Origin of the sequence: Alloalcanivorax xenomutans (genome assembly GCF_032810065.1) — a bacterium.
GTDB classification, from domain to species: domain Bacteria; phylum Pseudomonadota; class Gammaproteobacteria; order Pseudomonadales; family Alcanivoracaceae; genus Alloalcanivorax; species Alloalcanivorax xenomutans.
The window spans coordinates 2,377,136-2,393,715 of sequence record NZ_CP136538.1 but is presented as its reverse complement, the minus strand read 5'-3'; the positions used below and the strand labels follow the sequence as shown (position 1 = coordinate 2,393,715).

The 16,580-nt window shown below is 63.0% G+C and carries 14 protein-coding genes; 6 read left to right on the top strand and 8 right to left on the bottom strand.

What is annotated here, in order from left to right; translation table 11 throughout:
- Positions 1 to 3: 3 nt before the first annotated feature.
- Complete coding sequence (locus RYH70_RS11100) at positions 4 to 2,220, bottom strand: TonB-dependent receptor (protein ID WP_317009121.1); 2,217 nt, start codon at positions 2,218 to 2,220, stop codon at positions 4 to 6.
- A gap of 81 nt (positions 2,221 to 2,301) precedes the next feature.
- Positions 2,302 to 3,537 (bottom strand): GAF domain-containing protein, encoded by a 1,236-nt coding sequence (locus RYH70_RS11095; protein ID WP_022994934.1) that lies wholly within the window; start codon positions 3,535 to 3,537, stop codon positions 2,302 to 2,304.
- Between the two features lie 156 nt (positions 3,538 to 3,693).
- Between RYH70_RS11095 and RYH70_RS11090 the strand changes: the two genes are divergently transcribed.
- Positions 3,694 to 3,957, top strand: a complete 264-nt coding sequence (locus tag RYH70_RS11090; RefSeq protein ID WP_022994935.1) for an acyl-CoA-binding protein — start codon at positions 3,694 to 3,696, stop codon at positions 3,955 to 3,957.
- 168 nt (positions 3,958 to 4,125) lie between these two features.
- Here the strand turns inward: RYH70_RS11090 and secD are convergent, their stop codons facing one another.
- The 5 genes from secD to RYH70_RS11065 form a co-directional block, all read right to left on the bottom strand.
- Positions 4,126 to 6,609, bottom strand: a complete 2,484-nt coding sequence (gene secD, locus RYH70_RS11085) for a protein translocase subunit SecD (RefSeq protein ID WP_317009120.1) — start codon at positions 6,607 to 6,609, stop codon at positions 4,126 to 4,128.
- A 74-nt stretch (positions 6,610 to 6,683) separates the two neighbouring features.
- Complete coding sequence (locus RYH70_RS11080) at positions 6,684 to 7,067, bottom strand: hypothetical protein (RefSeq protein ID WP_317009119.1); 384 nt, start codon at positions 7,065 to 7,067, stop codon at positions 6,684 to 6,686.
- Positions 7,068 to 7,240: 173 nt separating this feature from the next.
- Positions 7,241 to 7,486, bottom strand: coding sequence for a hypothetical protein (locus RYH70_RS11075; RefSeq protein ID WP_022994938.1), 246 nt, complete (start codon positions 7,484 to 7,486; stop codon positions 7,241 to 7,243).
- Positions 7,483 to 8,451, bottom strand: a complete 969-nt coding sequence (locus RYH70_RS11070; RefSeq protein WP_080531002.1) for a DMT family transporter — start codon at positions 8,449 to 8,451, stop codon at positions 7,483 to 7,485. Before RYH70_RS11070 ends, RYH70_RS11075 begins: the two co-directional genes overlap by 4 nt.
- Before the next feature lie 116 nt (positions 8,452 to 8,567).
- Complete coding sequence (locus RYH70_RS11065; protein WP_022994940.1) at positions 8,568 to 9,035, bottom strand: CopD family protein; 468 nt, start codon at positions 9,033 to 9,035, stop codon at positions 8,568 to 8,570.
- Positions 9,036 to 9,290: 255 nt separating this feature from the next.
- Here RYH70_RS11065 and RYH70_RS11060 point away from each other — a divergent pair, with 255 nt between their 5' ends.
- The 5 genes from RYH70_RS11060 to RYH70_RS11040 all read left to right on the top strand — a co-directional run bounded on the left by RYH70_RS11060 (position 9,291) and on the right by RYH70_RS11040 (position 14,696).
- Positions 9,291 to 10,052, top strand: a complete 762-nt coding sequence (locus RYH70_RS11060; protein ID WP_022994941.1) for a M90 family metallopeptidase — start codon at positions 9,291 to 9,293, stop codon at positions 10,050 to 10,052.
- Between the two features lie 185 nt (positions 10,053 to 10,237).
- Positions 10,238 to 11,368: a glycosyltransferase gene (locus RYH70_RS11055; RefSeq protein WP_233925733.1), complete on the top strand. Its 1,131-nt coding sequence runs from the start codon at positions 10,238 to 10,240 to the stop codon at positions 11,366 to 11,368.
- The gene (locus RYH70_RS11050) at positions 11,352 to 12,125 is read left to right on the top strand and encodes a polysaccharide deacetylase family protein (RefSeq protein ID WP_317009118.1); all 774 of its coding nucleotides are present in this window, start codon (positions 11,352 to 11,354) and stop codon (positions 12,123 to 12,125) included. Before RYH70_RS11055 ends, RYH70_RS11050 begins: the two co-directional genes overlap by 17 nt.
- Entirely contained in the window at positions 12,122 to 13,117 is a 996-nt protein-coding gene (locus RYH70_RS11045; protein WP_317009117.1) for a lysylphosphatidylglycerol synthase transmembrane domain-containing protein, read from the top strand. The genes RYH70_RS11050 and RYH70_RS11045 overlap by 4 nt, the downstream gene beginning before the upstream one ends.
- Positions 13,118 to 13,205: 88 nt before the next feature.
- Positions 13,206 to 14,696: an alpha/beta hydrolase family protein gene (locus RYH70_RS11040; protein ID WP_317009116.1), complete on the top strand. Its 1,491-nt coding sequence runs from the start codon at positions 13,206 to 13,208 to the stop codon at positions 14,694 to 14,696.
- Positions 14,697 to 14,771: 75 nt separating this feature from the next.
- Here RYH70_RS11040 and RYH70_RS11035 read toward each other — a convergent pair whose 3' ends face one another.
- A complete protein-coding gene (locus tag RYH70_RS11035) occupies positions 14,772 to 16,478 on the bottom strand; it encodes a sulfatase-like hydrolase/transferase (RefSeq protein WP_317009115.1) in 1,707 nt (568 codons plus the stop codon).
- Positions 16,479 to 16,580: the final 102 nt, after the last annotated feature.

Sequence of the window (16,580 nt, the reverse complement as noted above, 5' to 3'; positions counted from 1 at the left end):
TGCTCAGTACTTGACGGAGTAGGAGAGGGTGTAGGTCCGCCCCCGGCCACGCTGATCGAACATGGCGTCAGGGCCGTAGTAACCGCCGTAGAACAGTTGCGCCCGCTGGCCCCAGATGGTGCCGTAGTCGCGATCGAACAGGTTCTGGACGCCCACGGACACGGTGCCCACCGGCAGGCGCTGGCTGACCATCACATCCACCAGGGTGTAGCCGTCGATTTCATTGTCGTAGTCGTCGTCCAGATCGTGGACATAGGTGCTCTGCACACGGGCGCGGGTGCCGCGCTGCTGCCAGCCGAGGTAGGCGGTGGCTTTTGACAGGCTGGCGGTGGTGGCCAACTGCGGGTCCCATTCCCCGTCGTTCTTTTCTTCAGAACGGACAATATGGGCGTTACCGCCGAGGCTCCACTGGTCGGTGAGAGAGTAATCCAACTGAGCTTCGATGCCGTAGTTGCGCTTCTTGTCGTCTTCCACGTCCACCGACAGATCGCCGCTGTTGATCTGCAGCGTCTTGTCCGACCAGCTGTAGTAAACCGCGCTCTGTGCATTCCAGCGTTCGCCGTAGCCGCGCCAGCCCAATTCCACCTGCTCGGTCTTGATCGCATCCATGGGCTGGCCGTCCACGTCGATGCCTTCCCGCAGCACCGCGTAGCCGCTGCTCTCGTCGTAGCTGCCCCGGCCGTAGTACTTGGCCGGGTCGGCCAGTTCGAAGCCCTGGCTGTAGTTGATCCAGAACTGGTGACCATTGTTCAGTTCCTGGATAAAGCCGGCATTGAACAGGGTGGCGTGGTAGTCATTGCTGCCGCCGGGGATGGCGTCGGCGCCACTTAATTGGCCGCGTGCGATTTTGACCTGCTGAGCCACGGCGATGAAGTCGTCCACCTCCACATCCATGCGTTGATGGCGCAGCCCGCTGCTGAAGCGAAGCGTGTCGGTGATCTGCCAGTCGGCCTGAACGAAGGCGGCCAGGCTGTCCACCTGATAATCCGGATAGCGGCCCAGTTTGTTGACCCGGTCCAGATCGAGGCCACCGCTGTCCAGCACCCGCTGGAAGTCGAACAGCATTTGGTCGGAGTCGAAGGTTTCGCGGTCGTAGTCCACGCCGTAGGAGACCCGGAACCGGTTCCAGTCCTTCACCAGCATGGCCTTGAGCCCGGCCAGGTCAGTGCTTTGCCGGGATGCTGAATAGTACCCGGTGGGGGCGTTCGGGTCGCTGGCCCGGTCCAGATAAGGGAAGGGGTGGAAATCCATGGTTTCGCTGCGGGTGAAGGCCTGCAGATATAGGGTCTGGCCGAGCACGTCGCCATGGCGGTAATTGGCGCTGAGCTGGTAGCGTCGCGTGGCCGGTTCCCGGTCGGAGCTGAAACCGGAGCGCACGTCGAACGCTTCCGGATCGGCGCCGGTCACCGCCGACAGGTTTTCGCCCAGATACAGTCCCTTGTTACCGTCGTAACCGGAATCGTAGAACTGACCAAGCAGCTGCAGGTTCTGGTTTTCATCCGGATTCCACTCCAGCGAGCCGAGCAGATCCACGCTGCGGTTTTCCTGCAGATCGGTCTGGCTGATGTCGGGCAATACGGCATCACCGTTGCCATCGTAAAAGCTGCCGTTCTTCTGCACCGCCACGCCAAGGCGGCCATGCAGGGTGTCGTTGCCGCCGGAAACGGACTGGGCGGCGCGCAGATCGCGGTCGTCGCTGTTGTTGAAGCCGCTGGTCACGCCCAGTTCGGTTTCATAGCCGGCCGGCCCGCTCTGGCCCTTCTTGGTGATGATGTTGACGATGCCGCCGGTGGCGCCGCCGCCATAAATCGCGGAGGCGCCGGAGAGCACCTCGATGCGCTGGATGTTGAACGGATCAATGCTGTCGAACTGGCGGCTCAGTCCCCGGGAAGAGTTCAGCGACACGCCGTCAATCATCACCAGCACCGAGCGGCCGCGCATGTTCTGGCCATAGTTGGTACGGCCCTGCGGGCCCACATCCATGCTTGGTATCAGTGTGCCCAGGGCTTCCTTGAGCGATTTGCCGGAACGGACCTGCTCTTCGATCTGTTCCTGATAAACCACATGGATACTGCCGGGCACCTGGCTGATTTGTGTCGGCGCCCGGGAGCCGGTGACCACCACGCTGTCGAGACGGTTCTCGGCATGGCCGGCGGCGGTCACGGTCAGCAGTAACGGAGACAGGACCACAAAGCCTTTGAAGGTATTCGCACGTGACATTGAGACTCCCCGGATTGGAATTGTAATTCGCCGGGGAGGATAGGGGTATTGATAATGCTTATCAATGCGAAAATGAAGCTCTTATGTCACCGTGCTTTGCTGCTGTTGTTTCTCTCTGGCGCGGCGGATGAAGGACTCCCGGCCGAGGGCCGCGATCATGGCGTAACCCAGTGGCGTGGCAATGGCGTCACAGGCGGAACGAACGTGTTCGTCGAACGGCTCAAGAGATGCCAGCTCCAGGATGCCAAGCGTGTGTTCGCCCTGCCGGATCGGCAGGAACAGCACCTCGCCGGGGCGAATCTGGCTGTGGCCGGTTTCCAGATCCATGTAGCCGCCGGGCACCTCGTGGCGCACCGAGGCGCCCTGAATCTCCAGGGCCGAGGCGAGGAAACCGTCGCTTTCAATATGGGACTGTTCCCGCGCCGCCTGGCCGAGGCCGCGCGCCGCTTCCAGGTGCAGGCCGTCTTCCTCCAGCCGGTAGCCGGCACCCGCCACCGCCGGGGTGTTCTCGATCAGAAACGCCAGTGTCTTGTCGAGCAATTCAGTGACACGCGGATTGCCGGCAATGTGGGCGGTGAATTCATTCAGCAGACGCTGCCGCCGGGCTTCCCGGTCGGCATTGTCGCGCCAGCGCCGCAGCCGTTGTGATTCGGCGTTGCGCAGCAGCATGTTGGCGAAGTTGCTGCGGGCGCTGGCATCGAGCATGTAGCCGTTCAGGGCGCACACCAGCAGCGGGAAGCCGTAGTACAGCAGCAATGAGATCGGCGTGATGCGCCAATCCTGATAAAGCGCCACGCCCAGGGCGATGATCAGGGCGCCGAGGGACCAGAACAGGGTACGGGTGGGAGGCAGCCGCAAAATGGAGAAGCCGATGATCAGTACGTAGACCGTTTCAAACGCCGCCACCTGGCCGAGGAAATGATCCTGCAAATGGATCGCGCCGATCAGGGTGCCGGTCAACGAGATCATCAGTGCCAGCCCGATCAGCGTCGCCACCAGCGGCTGTACCGCGCGAACATGGATGGCCGCCAGCAGCAACGCCAATGAGCAGGCAATGGGATAAACGCCGAGCGCCTGCCAGCGGCCCAGCGAAGGATCCTTCACCAGCAGCGATACCGGCACCACCACGATCAGGAAAATCGCCAGCAGGATGTACACCGAGCGCCGGATCAACTGGGTGGCGCGACGCTCCGCGTAGACGATGTAGTCGTCTTCCAGGGATCCGGGAAAACGTACCCAGAGCGTGCTTAACGCGCGCTTCAGAGCGCGTTCCTGTTCCGCTTCCAGAGGTCGCGTCTGGGTGCTGTCAGTGGCCATGGAGTCCCCCGTTCTTTGACGTTGCTGCTTATTATGTGGTCGCTGCCCGGTTGCTTCCGTTTGTGGGTGCGGACACTATTTGCCGAACCGGGGCATGATAGCGCGCCGGGCAACGGACTAATGATAAATGGGTAACACAACCTGAAGGTACGAATAATGGCGTATGAAGAGCAATTTGAACAGGCCCGGAAGGACGTACAGACCCTGTCACGCAAGCCGGGCAACGATGACCTGTTGTATCTGTACGCCCATTTCAAGCAGGGCAGTGTCGGTGACGTGACCGGCAAGCGGCCCGGCATGCTGGACATGGTGGGGCGCGCCAAGTACGACGCCTGGGCCAAGCTCAAGGGCATGGACCAGGACACCGCGCGGCAAAACTACATCAGCAAGGTGGAAGCGTTGCGGAAGAGTCACGGTTGAGAGTGGGGCGCCAACGTGGCGGTCGGTGGGCAAGCCCACCGCCGCCTTCGCTGCTAAAGCAGCTTCCCGCAGCGGCTTGGTAGTGCCTTCCGTGGGAAGCGGCCTTGGCCGCGAATGGAGCGTGCCTGTGAATTCCGGCACACCACTGATCCTCGAACCGCGAGGGGCTCAGGGCCGTTCCGCCAGCGCCTCCGTGTCTGCCCGTTGCGTCGGCCGCCAGCGCGCCAGGAACAGGGCCATGGGCGCGGCGATGTACATGGACGAGGTGGTGCCGACAACAATGCCGAACAGCACCGGCAGGGCGAAGCTGGCCACCGCTCCGCCGCCCAGCAACCCCATCGGCAGCAGGGCCAGGAAGGTGGTGGCGGAGGTGAACAAAGTGCGGGTCAGCACCTGGGTCAGACTGACGTTGATCAGTGTCTCCAACGGCTGATCCGGATTGAGCTTCTGGTTTTCACGGATACGATCGAAGACCACCACTTTGTCGTTCACCGAGTAACCGATCAGCGTCAGCAAGGCGGCGATGGCGGTGAGATTGAATTCCACGCCGGTGAGCACGAAGAACCCCAGTGTCTTGCTCACATCCAGCAGCAGGGTAATCAGTGCCGCCCAGGCGAAATGCCGTTCGAAGCGCAGCCGCAGGTAGGCGAACATGCCCGCCCCGGCCAGCAGCACCGCCAGAATACTGGCTTCAATGAAGCCGCCGCTGACCGCCGGACCGACCATATCCACCCGTGGGAAACGGCTGTCGGCGTGCAGACCGGTGATCGCCGTCTTCGCTGTTTCGACCGCCGCGTTGCCGTTCTCGCTGGCGGGCATCCGCACCAGGAAGTGGCCCTCATCGGCGAACGGCTGTAACGCCGCGTCGGTGAGGCCGGCGTCCCGCAATGCCTGCCGCAGAGCGTTCTCCGACAGCGACGCCGGCACCTGAACTTCCATGGCGGTGCCGCCGAGGAAATCGATGCCCTGGTTCAATCCCGGCCAGGCCAGTGAGCCCAGGGACAGGACCGACAACAGCACCGACAGCACGATGCCCAACGCCTTCACGCGCATGAACTGGATCGGCCGTTGCCGTTGCCGCAGCCGCTGAAACCCGGGTACCTCTGGCAGGGCCAGCGGTTGCCGCTGCCGCCGTCGCAGCCGCCATTCCATCAGTAACCGGGTCACCGACACCGAGGTGAACATGGAGACCAGCAGCCCCACCGCCATGGTCACGGCGAAGCCGCGCACCGGACCGCTGCCAAACCCGAACAACAGGCCCACGGCGATCAGCGTGGTGATGTTGGCGTCGACGATGGTGGCAAAGGCACGCTGGAAGCCGGCGCGCAGCGCCGCCATGGCATTCTTGCCTTTCTCCGCTTCCTCGCGGATACGTTCATTGATCAGAATATTGGCGTCCACCGCCATGCCGACGCCAAGAATCAGACCGGCGATGCCCGGCAGTGTCAGTGTCGCGCCGAAACTGGCCAGCAAACCCAGTACCAACAGAACATTGATGGCCAGAGCGGTATTGGCGATCACGCCCCAGCGGCGGTAGATCGAGATCATGAACACCAGCACCAGGGCCGCGCCGAGGGCACCGCTGAGCACGCCCATGCGAATGGTGTCACCGCCGAGTTCCGCGCCCACCGTTCGCTGTTCCACCACTTGCAGCGGGGCGGGCAAGGAGCCGGCGCGTAACAACATGGCCAGGTCTCCGGCCTGCCGCGGGGTAAAGTTGCCGCTGATCTCGCCGCGGCCAGCGGTGATCGGGGTACGGATCACCGGCGCGGTGATGACCTCGCCGTCCAGCACCACCGCGAAGGGCCGGCCCACATTGTGGGTGGTGATGTCGCCGAACAGGCGGGCACCGTCGCTGTCCAGAGTGAAATTCACCACCGGCTGATGGGTGCGGCTGTCGAAGCCCAGACGGGCGTCGGCCAACTGGCCGCCGTCCAGTAACGGCGTGGATTCGACCTGGTAACGCCGGCCGTCTTCCGCGCCGGGCAGTACCAGGGAACGGTCCGGGCTGCTGCCATCGGCGACCAGATGGAAGGTCAATCGCGCGGTGCGGCCAAGCAGGGCGGTGATGCGCTCCGGATCGGTGACGCCGGGCAGTTGCACCAGAATGGCATCGTTGCCCTGGCGGGTGACACGGGGTTCCACCACGCCGGTTTCATCAATGCGGCGGCGCACCACATCCAGGCTGCGTTCCACCGCATCGCTGATCACTTGTTGCGACAAACTGGAAGAGGGCCGCAATACCAGGGACGGACCGTCGTGGGTGACGGAGAGCTGGCGGCGGCCCTGATCATCCCGGATGTCCGCGGCAAGCCGCAGGGCAGCTTCCATGGCGGCAGCCGGGCGGATGGCCAGGCGCACTTGATCGCCATCGACCACCGGGCGGCCGTGCTGAATGCCGTTGCGGTCCAGGCGCTGACCCAGCTCCTGTGCGATCTTGCGGGTTTTCTCCGCCAGCAGTGGTCCTTGTTCGACTTTCAGCAGCACATGGGAGCCGCCCTGGAGATCCAGCCCCAGGGACAGATGGTGTTGGCGGTACCATTCCGGCGCCCGTTGCAACGATGCCGGTGGCAGGATACTCGGCAGTGCGGCGAGCACACCGAGCAGAATGACGATGGCATAGGCCGCCGCCCGTAAGCGAAATCGGTTCAAGTTCGTTCTCCATTAAAACCACTCTCCGCCGGGCGCGCGCCCGAAGGCGCCGCCATGTGGCGGTGTTGTTGGGGTCAGAGCGTGGAGAACGCGGGTGGGGCGCGGGGATCCTGTGGCCGATGGTGCTCGACAACCGCCGCCACCAGGGGACGGTTCAGGGGAGACGGGCCGGGGCGCGACGGTGACGGCGCCGCCGACGGCAGCCAGGGTAACGGAGCCGCGTTGTCGTCGTGGTGATCAGCGGCGAAAGCGTCGCAACGGACCTGATACCCGGAGGGCAAAGCAAGTTGAGCGGCACCGTCCAGGGGCCGGGTGTGCGGTCCGCCTTCGCGGGTGTCCAATGCCTGGTCGGAATGCGGCGCGGCAAGCAGCATCAGCACCCATAGCAGATGGGCGAGCAGGCTCCCCGCCGGGGCACGGCGGTGGGAGCGAAGGCTGCGGGACGGCGGTACGGCCAAATCGAATATCCGGTGGTGGTGAACTCAGGTCGCCAGGTTGAACCGGCTTGATCCAGGCTGCTGCTGGACAATAGTGGATGGTAGCGCGATCAAATGGGGGCGGCGAGGATCGACTTCAATGAGCGCAGTGGAAAATCGAAATCGTGATATAGAATTGGCCTTAATAAGATTGCCTATATCATTGAAATTAAAGCAATCAGGACTCCAATCAACATCATGGCTAAAAGCAAGGTGGCCGCCATGGACAGGCCCCGGGCCCATAAGGTCGAGGGCCGGCCCGTGGGATCCATGCGACCTTCGGCCATGGCCCGCAGATCCCGGTGTGCCCACCACCAGACCACCGGTCCCAATGGGGCGAACAACAACAGGCTGACCACTGCCAGTACCAGTAGCGGGCCGCCACGGTCCGGTTGGATCATGCGCGGGCGGCCCGGCGCTGATCGATCCAGCGCTTTAGCACTCGCCGTATCGCGCCCCAGCGGTTGACCAGCAGCGCCAGGAAGATCATCGCGCAGCCGCCCAGTTGGGTGGCGCTCATGGTCTCACCGAACCAGAGGGCGGCCAGCAGCGCGGTCCACATCGGCTCCAGGATCATGATTACCACGCCATGACTGTGCATGGACAAGCTCTGCGCGTAGGTCTGCAGAAAGAAACGCGCGGCGGTGCCCAGGGTGGCGCTGGCGATCACCCAGGCGGCGATCACCAGCCCCAGTTCGCCGGAATGGAAAGTGGGGCGCCAAGGCTCCAGCAACAGGGACGCGGTGCCGGTGACCAGGCCCACGGTAACCAGCACCACCGAGGTCAGCGCCAGTGCCGGTACCCGTTCCCGGGTGGTGATCCGGCCGCCGCTGCCGGTGATGGTGGCGTTATTGGCGGCGCGGGTATTGAGGGTGAAAAACAGGGCGAAAATCATCGCCGAGGCAAGGAAGAACAATTGCCCCAGTTCAGCCTGGAAACCGCCATCCAGCGACAGTAGCGCCAGCCCGCACACCGCCACCGGCAGGGCCAGCCAGGTACTCAGCGGCGGCTGCTCCTTGAACACCAGGCGCGCCATGACCGGGACCAGCACCACGCCAAGGCTGGTGATGAAAGCGCCTTCACCGACGTGATTGCCGTAGTGCAATCCCATGATCCAGAAACTCATGGCGGTGCCGAACACCATGCCTACCTGGACGCTGCGCCAATATTTGTCCCGGTTCATGCGGCGCAATTGCCGATGACCCACCAACGCCAGAATCAGGCCGGCCAGCAGGAAACGCAGACACATGAACAGAAGAGGCGGCATCAGTAACACCGCCTCCTTGGAGAACATCCAACTGACCGCCGCCAGCAAGGTCACGCAGACCAGCAGAAGATCCGATTTGGTCGAACTGGGAAGGGCCATAACTCCGCTACAAGTGTGGGGCCGCATTGCACGGCGATGCGGATTCTAGCACGGCGGCATGGCGGCTTCACCGGCCACGGCCCAGGCCGTGGCATCGCTGGATCCGAAACAGACTCTTAGAAATAGGGGCCGGCGGCGGCGATGCTGATCACCAGCAGACCCAGCAGCAGGTTGATGCCGACAATGCGCCGGATCTGTCCGATCTGAAACGCGGCGTCGGCGTTATGGCGGACCGTTACCGCCTGGCGCAGGCGGCGAAAGGGCGCAAAGTAGACGTGGGCGAACAGCGCCATCATTACCAGGCCCAGCGCCAGCATGGTATGCACATAGGCGCCAGTGGAACCCATGCCGCCATAGACACCGAACACCATCCACAGGCCGGTGATCAGCAGCACCGCCACGCAACCCCACACCCAGCGGAAAAAACGGTCCAGCGTGTGCAGCCACAGGCGTGGCCGGGACTCCGGATCCAGAGTGGCGCCCATGGCGGGGCGCAAAGCCATGTAGGCGAAAAACATGCCGCCAACCCAAATCACCGCCGCCAGTATATGCAGCACCAAAGGCACGGCCATGGACAACACCATTGTTTTCTCTCCCAGGGATAAAAGCGGAAAAAGCATCAGCACGGACGCAGGAACGAAGTGTAGCAGGAGGCGGAGGGGGCAGCACGACAATCGCCGCTCATGCAACACGCCAGGCCGATCCGCTGGTTTGCCAGCGAATCGACGTGTGGGTGTGCTGAAACAGCCTGCAATCGTTCCGTGCTTGTACGTGTGGCGGGAACGGGGCAAGCTGCCTGAGCGCTTCCGCGCGACCCTGTTCCACCTGCTGGACCTCTCATGTTTGACCGTACCCGTCTGTGGCTGGAAAACCGACGTTTGGCCCGTTTGCCGGTGACCCGGGAACAATGGGAAGACGCCATTGCCGACTGGGCGCCAGCACGGCGTTACCAGGGAGAGCGCCGCGAGAGGCTGTTCCAGCAGACGTTGCGCTTCCTGTTGCGTAAGGAGTTTCGCGGCGGCGGTGATTTCCAGGTGACTCCGGCCATGGAATTGAAGATCGCCACCATGGCGGTGGTGATGATCATGGGCCTGGATCTGGATTGGTATGACGGTTGGTACACGGTGATCGTCTACGAGGACGCTTTCGTCACACCCGGCGATGAAATGGACGAGTTCGGCATTGTTCACAGTGAGGGACGGGTGCTGGCCGGCGAAGCCTGGGACCGGGGGCCGGTGCTGCTGTCCTGGCAGGACGTGCAGGCGGCGTCATCGGAGCCGGGGTTCAATGTGGTGCTGCACGAGATGGCACACAAGCTGGATATGCGCAGCGGCAGCGCCAACGGCGCGCCTCCTCTGCACCACGGCATGGATGCCCGGGTCTGGCATGATACCTTCACGCGGGCCTGGAGCGCGCTGGAACAGGCGGAGCGGGACGGGGAGCCTTTCCTCGATCCCTATGCCCTGCAGGATCCGGGGGAATTCTTCGCCGTGATCACGGAAAGCTTTTTCGAGACACCGGAGCCTCTCGAACAGATTCTGCCGGAGGTCTATGGCCAGCTGGCGCAGTTCTATCGCCAGGACCCGCTGCGCGCCCGCTGACGCGTTTTACAACCCTTTACCAGTCCGGCCTCAGGGAATTCGCGGGGTTGTGAAATTTTTCCTCCTTTCCTATTGAACGCTTGCGCCGTTCGTCCTATCACAATATTGAAACCCCCGGGTCATTACCGGGTCACAAATCGGTGCTGTCCCGGGCGCTCACCACAGGCGGGAGAAAGGAGTCACGCTTGAGAGTCGTCGATACCACTTTGTTTTATGCGCAGTCCAGCGGCGGGGTGCACACCTATGTGGACAGCAAGCGCAAGGGGCTGTTGGCCAGGGACATGGAACATAAGGTGGTGTACCCGGGCGCGGAGACGGTGCTGCAGGGGGACTTCATACAACTGCCGGCACTCAACCTGCCGATGGCGCCGGGCTTCCGCTTCCCAACCCGGGTGGGATTGTGGAGTCACATCGTCGCCGGTTTGCAGCCGGATCTGATCGAGGCCGGTGATCCCTACACGCCTGCCTGGGCGGCCCGGCGAGCGGCGCGAATGCTGGACGTGCCGGCGGTGGCGTTTTACCACTCCGATCTGATCACGCTTCTGCACAACCGCATCAGCCCGGTGCTGGACGGGGCCACCCGCGCCTACGTCCGGAAGCTGTACGACGGATTCGACCTGGTGCTGAGCCCGTCCCGGGTGATGGCCGAGCGGCTGTGGGACTGTGGACTGCATAATGTGGAAATCCAGCCGCTTGGCGTGGACGCCCACGTTTTTCACCCCAATCGGGCCGACCCTCTGGCCCGGGCGCGGCTGGGACTCGGAGAGCACGAACGGTTATTGGTGTTCGCCGGCCGGGGCTCCCAGGAAAAACATCTGCCGGTGTTGTTCGACGCCTTGCGGGAACTGGGTTCGGGTTACCACTTGTTGCTGATCGGGACCGGGCCGCAACCGGAGGCGCCGGGTAACGCCACGGTATTCGAGCATTTCATGCCAGCGGCGGAAGTGGCGGCCTGGCTGGCGTCATCGGATGCGCTGCTGCACGCCGGGGATCAGGAAACCTTCGGGCTGGTGGCGCTGGAGGCAATGGCTTCGGCCATCCCGGTGATTTGCGCCGACGGTGGCGCCTTGCCGGAAGTGGTGCCGGAGGACTGCGGATTAAGGGTGCCTCCCCATGACGGGGTGGCCATGGCGGCGGCGGTACGCGTCTTGTTCGAGGAGCACGATCCGGTGGCCATGGGCGAGCGCGCCCGCCGCCATGTGGAAGCGGAGCATGGCTGGGACAAGGTAGTGGACAGTCTGGTGCGCCACTACCGCAGGCTGATTGGCGCTCGTCCTGAAACGCGGATATCGGAACACCATGGCCCCCAGACCTGATTCCCGTCCCGACAGTGCCTTCCTGTTGTCGCTGCACGATGTGTGTCCGGCGACCTGGGCGGATTATCAACCGTTATTGCGTGCCCTGGAGCGCCACCCGCGAATTCCGCTGACGTTGCTGGTGGTGCCGGACTTTCATGGCGGCGGGCGCTTTATCGACGACGAGCCTTTTTGTCAGGCGCTGGAACAGCGCCGCCGACGTGGTGACGAGCTGGTGCTGCACGGTTATTTCCATCATGACGACAGCCCGCCACCGGCCACGCCGGGGGGGTGGGTGCGCCGGCGTTTGTTGACGCACGAAGGTGAGTTCGCCGCCCTCGACGGAGAAACGGCGGCAGCGCGCATACAGCGAGGCCTGGCGATGTTTCACCAGCTCGGCTGGCCGGCCCGCGGCTTCGTGCCACCGGGATGGATGACCAGCGCCGGCTCCCGCGCCGCCATCGCCGAGGCCGGGTTTGCTTATTGGACTGACCGGGACGGTTTCCATTGTCCGGGCAGCGGCCTGTTTCTGGCGACACCTACGCTGGTATGGTCCGCTCGCTCGCCGTGGCGCCGCGGGCTGTTCCAGGGGGTCAATCGGGCACGCGAATGGGCGCATCGCGCCGCACCGGTATTGCGTCTGGCGGTGCACCCGGTGGACATGCGCCACCAACGCTCGCGGCGGGCCTGGATCGCCACCATTGAGCGGCTGGCCGGGTGCCGCCGGGCGTTGACCAAATCCCAATGGCTGGACGAGTTGACAGGGGAGGCGGTGTGAGGCGCCGCTGGTGGCTGTTGCTCCTGGCTCTGGGGCTGGGCGCGCTGGTGCCGCTGGTGCTGGGGGGCGCCGGCGCCTTTCACGGGCTGACGCTTATTCCGGCGGGTTGGTTGCTGCTGATGGTGGCGATGATCTTCCTGTGCTGGAACCTCAATGCCTGGCGGCTGCGCATCATGCTGGCGGAGCGCGCCGAAGGGCTGGGCCACGGCGGTGCGCTCGCCACGGTGATGGCCACCGAATGCGCGCTTAACGCCACCCCCGGCGGTAGTGGCGCGCCCTTTACGCTGGTGGCGCTGCTGCGCCGCTACCAGGTGACACCGGCCACCGCCACGGCGGTGTTCGCGGTGGATCAGATCACCGACCTGGTGGTGTTTCTGGTGCTATTGCCGACGGTGGCGCTGTACGGGCTGAGCCGTTATCTGGATTTGGAGGGCTGGTGGCAACTGGCTTTGCCGATGGTGCTGCTGGGTCTGGCACTGCTGCTGTGTTGGCTGGTGGCGAACCGCTTCAGTGACATCCTGCGGTTCACCGACCCCTGGCTGGAACGCTGGCAGGTGCCGCTGCGGCGACGGCGCGCCCTGGCCCGGGCGCTGCTGCGCTTCCGCCAGAGCATGGTGGAAACACTGCGAGTGCCGCGCCGCCGGTTGATGGCCCTGTTCGGCCTGTGTCTGGCGCACTGGCTACTGCGTTATTCGGTGATATATCTCACCGTGCTGGCGCTGGGCAAACATGTGGACTGGGTGTACGGCTTCTTTGTACAGATGATGGCGATGGGAGCAGGGTATCTGACCTTGCTGCCCGGCGGCGCCGGCGGGGCGGAGGTCGCCGGTGCCGCCTTGCTGACGCCCTGGCTGGGAGCGGTGAGCACCGCCACGGTGTTGCTGGTGTGGCGGTTCATGACCTTTTATCTGTACTTGCTGGTCGGCGGCGGCTGTCTTCTGGCACTGGCTGGCCGCGAAGCAACGGCGATGCTGGGGCACGGGGAACGCTGATTTATGTGATTGACGTCACATTTTTTCCTGTGCTTTATTCAGGGTGGGAATGACCAGAACCACATAACAACACAAAAAGGATTCCAGTATGCCAGCCACCCCCAGCGTGACTGGCCGGGCCCGTTTGTCAGGTGTAGTGCTGCTTGCCGTCAGCCTGATGACGTTGTCCGGTTGTGCCCGGCTTTTCCCCAAACCCCAATACGATCAGGGCGACCCCAATCGCCTGCACCACATCGGCAGCGACCTCAACGGGGCCTATGATCCGTATTCCATCGAACAGGCCGACTTCAAATCAATGGACCGGTTCCAGGCCGAGCGTGGTGTTGTCCCCCAGGATGATGCCGGCAACCGTAATCTATATGCCCGCTACCAGGCTCTGTTGGACGACATTGAAGCAGACATGCTGGCGCGGGCGCGGCGGGAAAAGGGACGTGGCGGAGACACGCTCAAGGTACTGTTGTTTTTCCACGGCGGTCTTAACCACCCCAGTTATAACGACGAACGCCTGGACCGTTATCTGGCGGAGATGGAGTGTGACGGTTTTTATCCGCTCTATGTCAGTTGGCGCTCTGGTGCTTTTGTCTCGTTCTGGGACCGCTTCACCTCGGTGCGTAACGGTGGCATTGCCCGTGGCCCGATGGCCCCGGTGCGAGGCACGGTTTATACCCTGAGCGACACCTTGAGCGGTCTGGTGAAATTTCCGGAAACCGGTTGGGACGTGACCGCCAACAGCATCGCCGCCGCTGACGCGAGACAGCGCGGCATGGACCGGGACCGGCCTGATTATCAGGACGATGAGGCCCTGTACTGGCCGGAGAGCGAGCCTTATTCCTTCCTGGACCAGACGCTGTATCGCTCCGGGCAGGTGTTGCCGGGCGTGGTCCGTCTGCTGATGACACCGGTGGTGCAGGGCCTGGGGACACCGGCCTGGAGCATGATGCTGCGTCGCACCAAGCATCTGACCACCATGGAAGCGGACGTGCTTGGCTACAACGAGGACTATTGTGGTGACGATTGCGCGGTGGAAGGCAATGGCGTGGTGGCGGTGCTGGCACGGCGTCTTGATGAGCTGAACCGGCGTTTGCCGGCGGGCATGACCATGGAAATCACATTGGTCGGGCACAGTATGGGCGCCATCGTCGCCAACGAGCTGGTGTCTTTGTACCCGCAACTGCCGTATAAAACCATCATCCATATGGGGGCCGCCGACAGCAGCCGCAACTGGATCGACAAAACCTATCCCTGGTTGAAGGCGCACGCCGATGATCCGGACGTGGCGTTCTATAATCTGGTCTTGCATCCCACCAGCGAAGAAAGGGAAGTGCGCGGCTATTTTCTGATTCCCAACGGCAGTCTGCTGGTGTGGCTGGATGACATGCTGACGCAACCGGATCACATGCTGGATCGCCGCTCCGGCCGTTGGACCAACGCCCGGCATTTACTGCCGTTTTACCGTGATGCCGGCAATGCCTACCTGAAAGTGTTTCCCGCCAACGACGACAGCGCGCCGCAGAATCACGGCGATTTCGGCAAGTTCCGTTATTGGCGGGAGGACTTCTATTGGGGGCGGGAAGGTTAAAAAAAACGGTCCCATGCCGTTTCACATGGGACCGCCATAAAAAGCACCGCGGGGGAGCCGCGGTGTTGTTCTCCGTCAAAGTCGGTAAAGAAACGTCGGACCAGGGAATTCCTGGCCCTCGTCCTTGCCAATCTCGGCGGCCACCAGTTGGTTGGTCTTTTCGTTCATGGCCATCAGCAGGGGCTTTACCTTCTCCGGGTCGGCCGCGAGATTGTTGAGCTCATCCGGATCGGAATGAGTGTCATACAACTCCAGATCGTTATGCGCTCGCAGCGTTTCCCAGTCCGTCGGCGTGTGATGGCTGTCGGGACTGAAATAGCGCGCGAACTTATAGCGGCCGTCGTGCACCCCCCTATGCAGACCCCGATTACCCAATTCGGGGCCCAGGCGCAGTTGCTTGAAAAAGTCGGCGAGCATGGCCATGGGTGTGATCTCATCCCCCTCCTTGGCCAGCCGCCGGGTGGCTTCCGGATCGGTGTAAAGCAGCACGCCATAGGCGAACAGCACGCCCCGATCATCTCGTTCGGTGGTTTTGCCGTTGAGTGCCGGGCTCAGGTCCACGCCCGGCGTGTCGCACTTGTGTTTGCCCGCGCTGGCGAGCCCCACCAGAGTGGGCAGCAAATCCACCGTGCTGCCCAGATTGTCCACCCGGCGTCCGCCCTGAACATCCGGATGGCGGATGATCAGGGGCACGCGGCTGTTTTCCTTGTAGATCAGCGGGCCTTTTTGGCGCAGTCCCTGGGCGCCCGCCATTTCGCCGTGGTCGGCGGTATAGACGATGATGGTGTTGTCCCACTGGCCGCTGGCCTTGAGTGCCTGCAGCACATGCTCCACCTGACGGGACACATCGCGAATGCAGTTGAAGTAGTAGCTTTGATTGGCGCGCCAGGCGGCTTCGTCCTGTTTATCGATGTGGCCATAAATGGCATCGAGTACCTGGGCGTAAGAGCGGTGGCACCAGGGTTTGTCGATCAGATTGGCGCGATGGAAGGAGCGCGGTAGCGGAATATGACGCCAATCCGCCTCGTACACCGGGTCGTTGGGCGGCGGCCGCAGCGGCGCCATGAAATCAGGATTGACCCGCGACTGTTCCTGCCGCGCGCCGCTGGAGAAGAACATGATGTCGTGGGGGTTGACGAAATTCACCGCCAGCATCCATGGCTTGTCCAACTGGTGACTGCGCCGCGCCAGCCAGTGACTGGCTTCACCGGCCACCATGCGATCGGCCAGATAACCCTGCCATACCGAGCCGTGCACATCGCCGGTGAGGTTGTAGTCGTGGAAGCCGTATTCCTCCAGAGCCTTGTCCCGGCTTGGGTAGCTGCCATAGAGCAGACCCGGACCGTCCTCAATGTCCGATAAGTGCCATTTGCCCTTATAGGCGGTGTGATAACCCATCTCCTGAAAGAAGTGACCGACGGTGGGCAGATCCGGGTTCAGAGTGGGAAAGGGCGGCGCATGCAGGTTGGCGGTCATGCCGGTGCGCATGGTGTGCTGTCCGGTGTACATCACCGAGCGCGACGGAGAACACGGCGACGTGTTCACATGATACTGATTGAAACCCACCCCCTCGGCGAGCAGGGTCCGGTGGGCCGGCAGGTCCAGCTCCGCCGGCAAATCCATCCAGGACCGTTCCTGATCCGACACCAACAGCAGTACGTTGAGCGGACGGTCGCCGCGGACCGGCGAGGGTGCGCGGGCGCCGGCGGGACGGCTGACGCCCAGCGCGGCCGCCCCCAGGGCCAGTTGTTTGAGAACGGTGCGCCGATCCGGTCCGGTCATGATGTTCCCTGTTATTGATTATTGGATGAGCGGAGTATGCCGGGATAATTGATAAACAGGATGAATAAATTCATTCTCTTTATTTATGGTTCTCCCAGTATG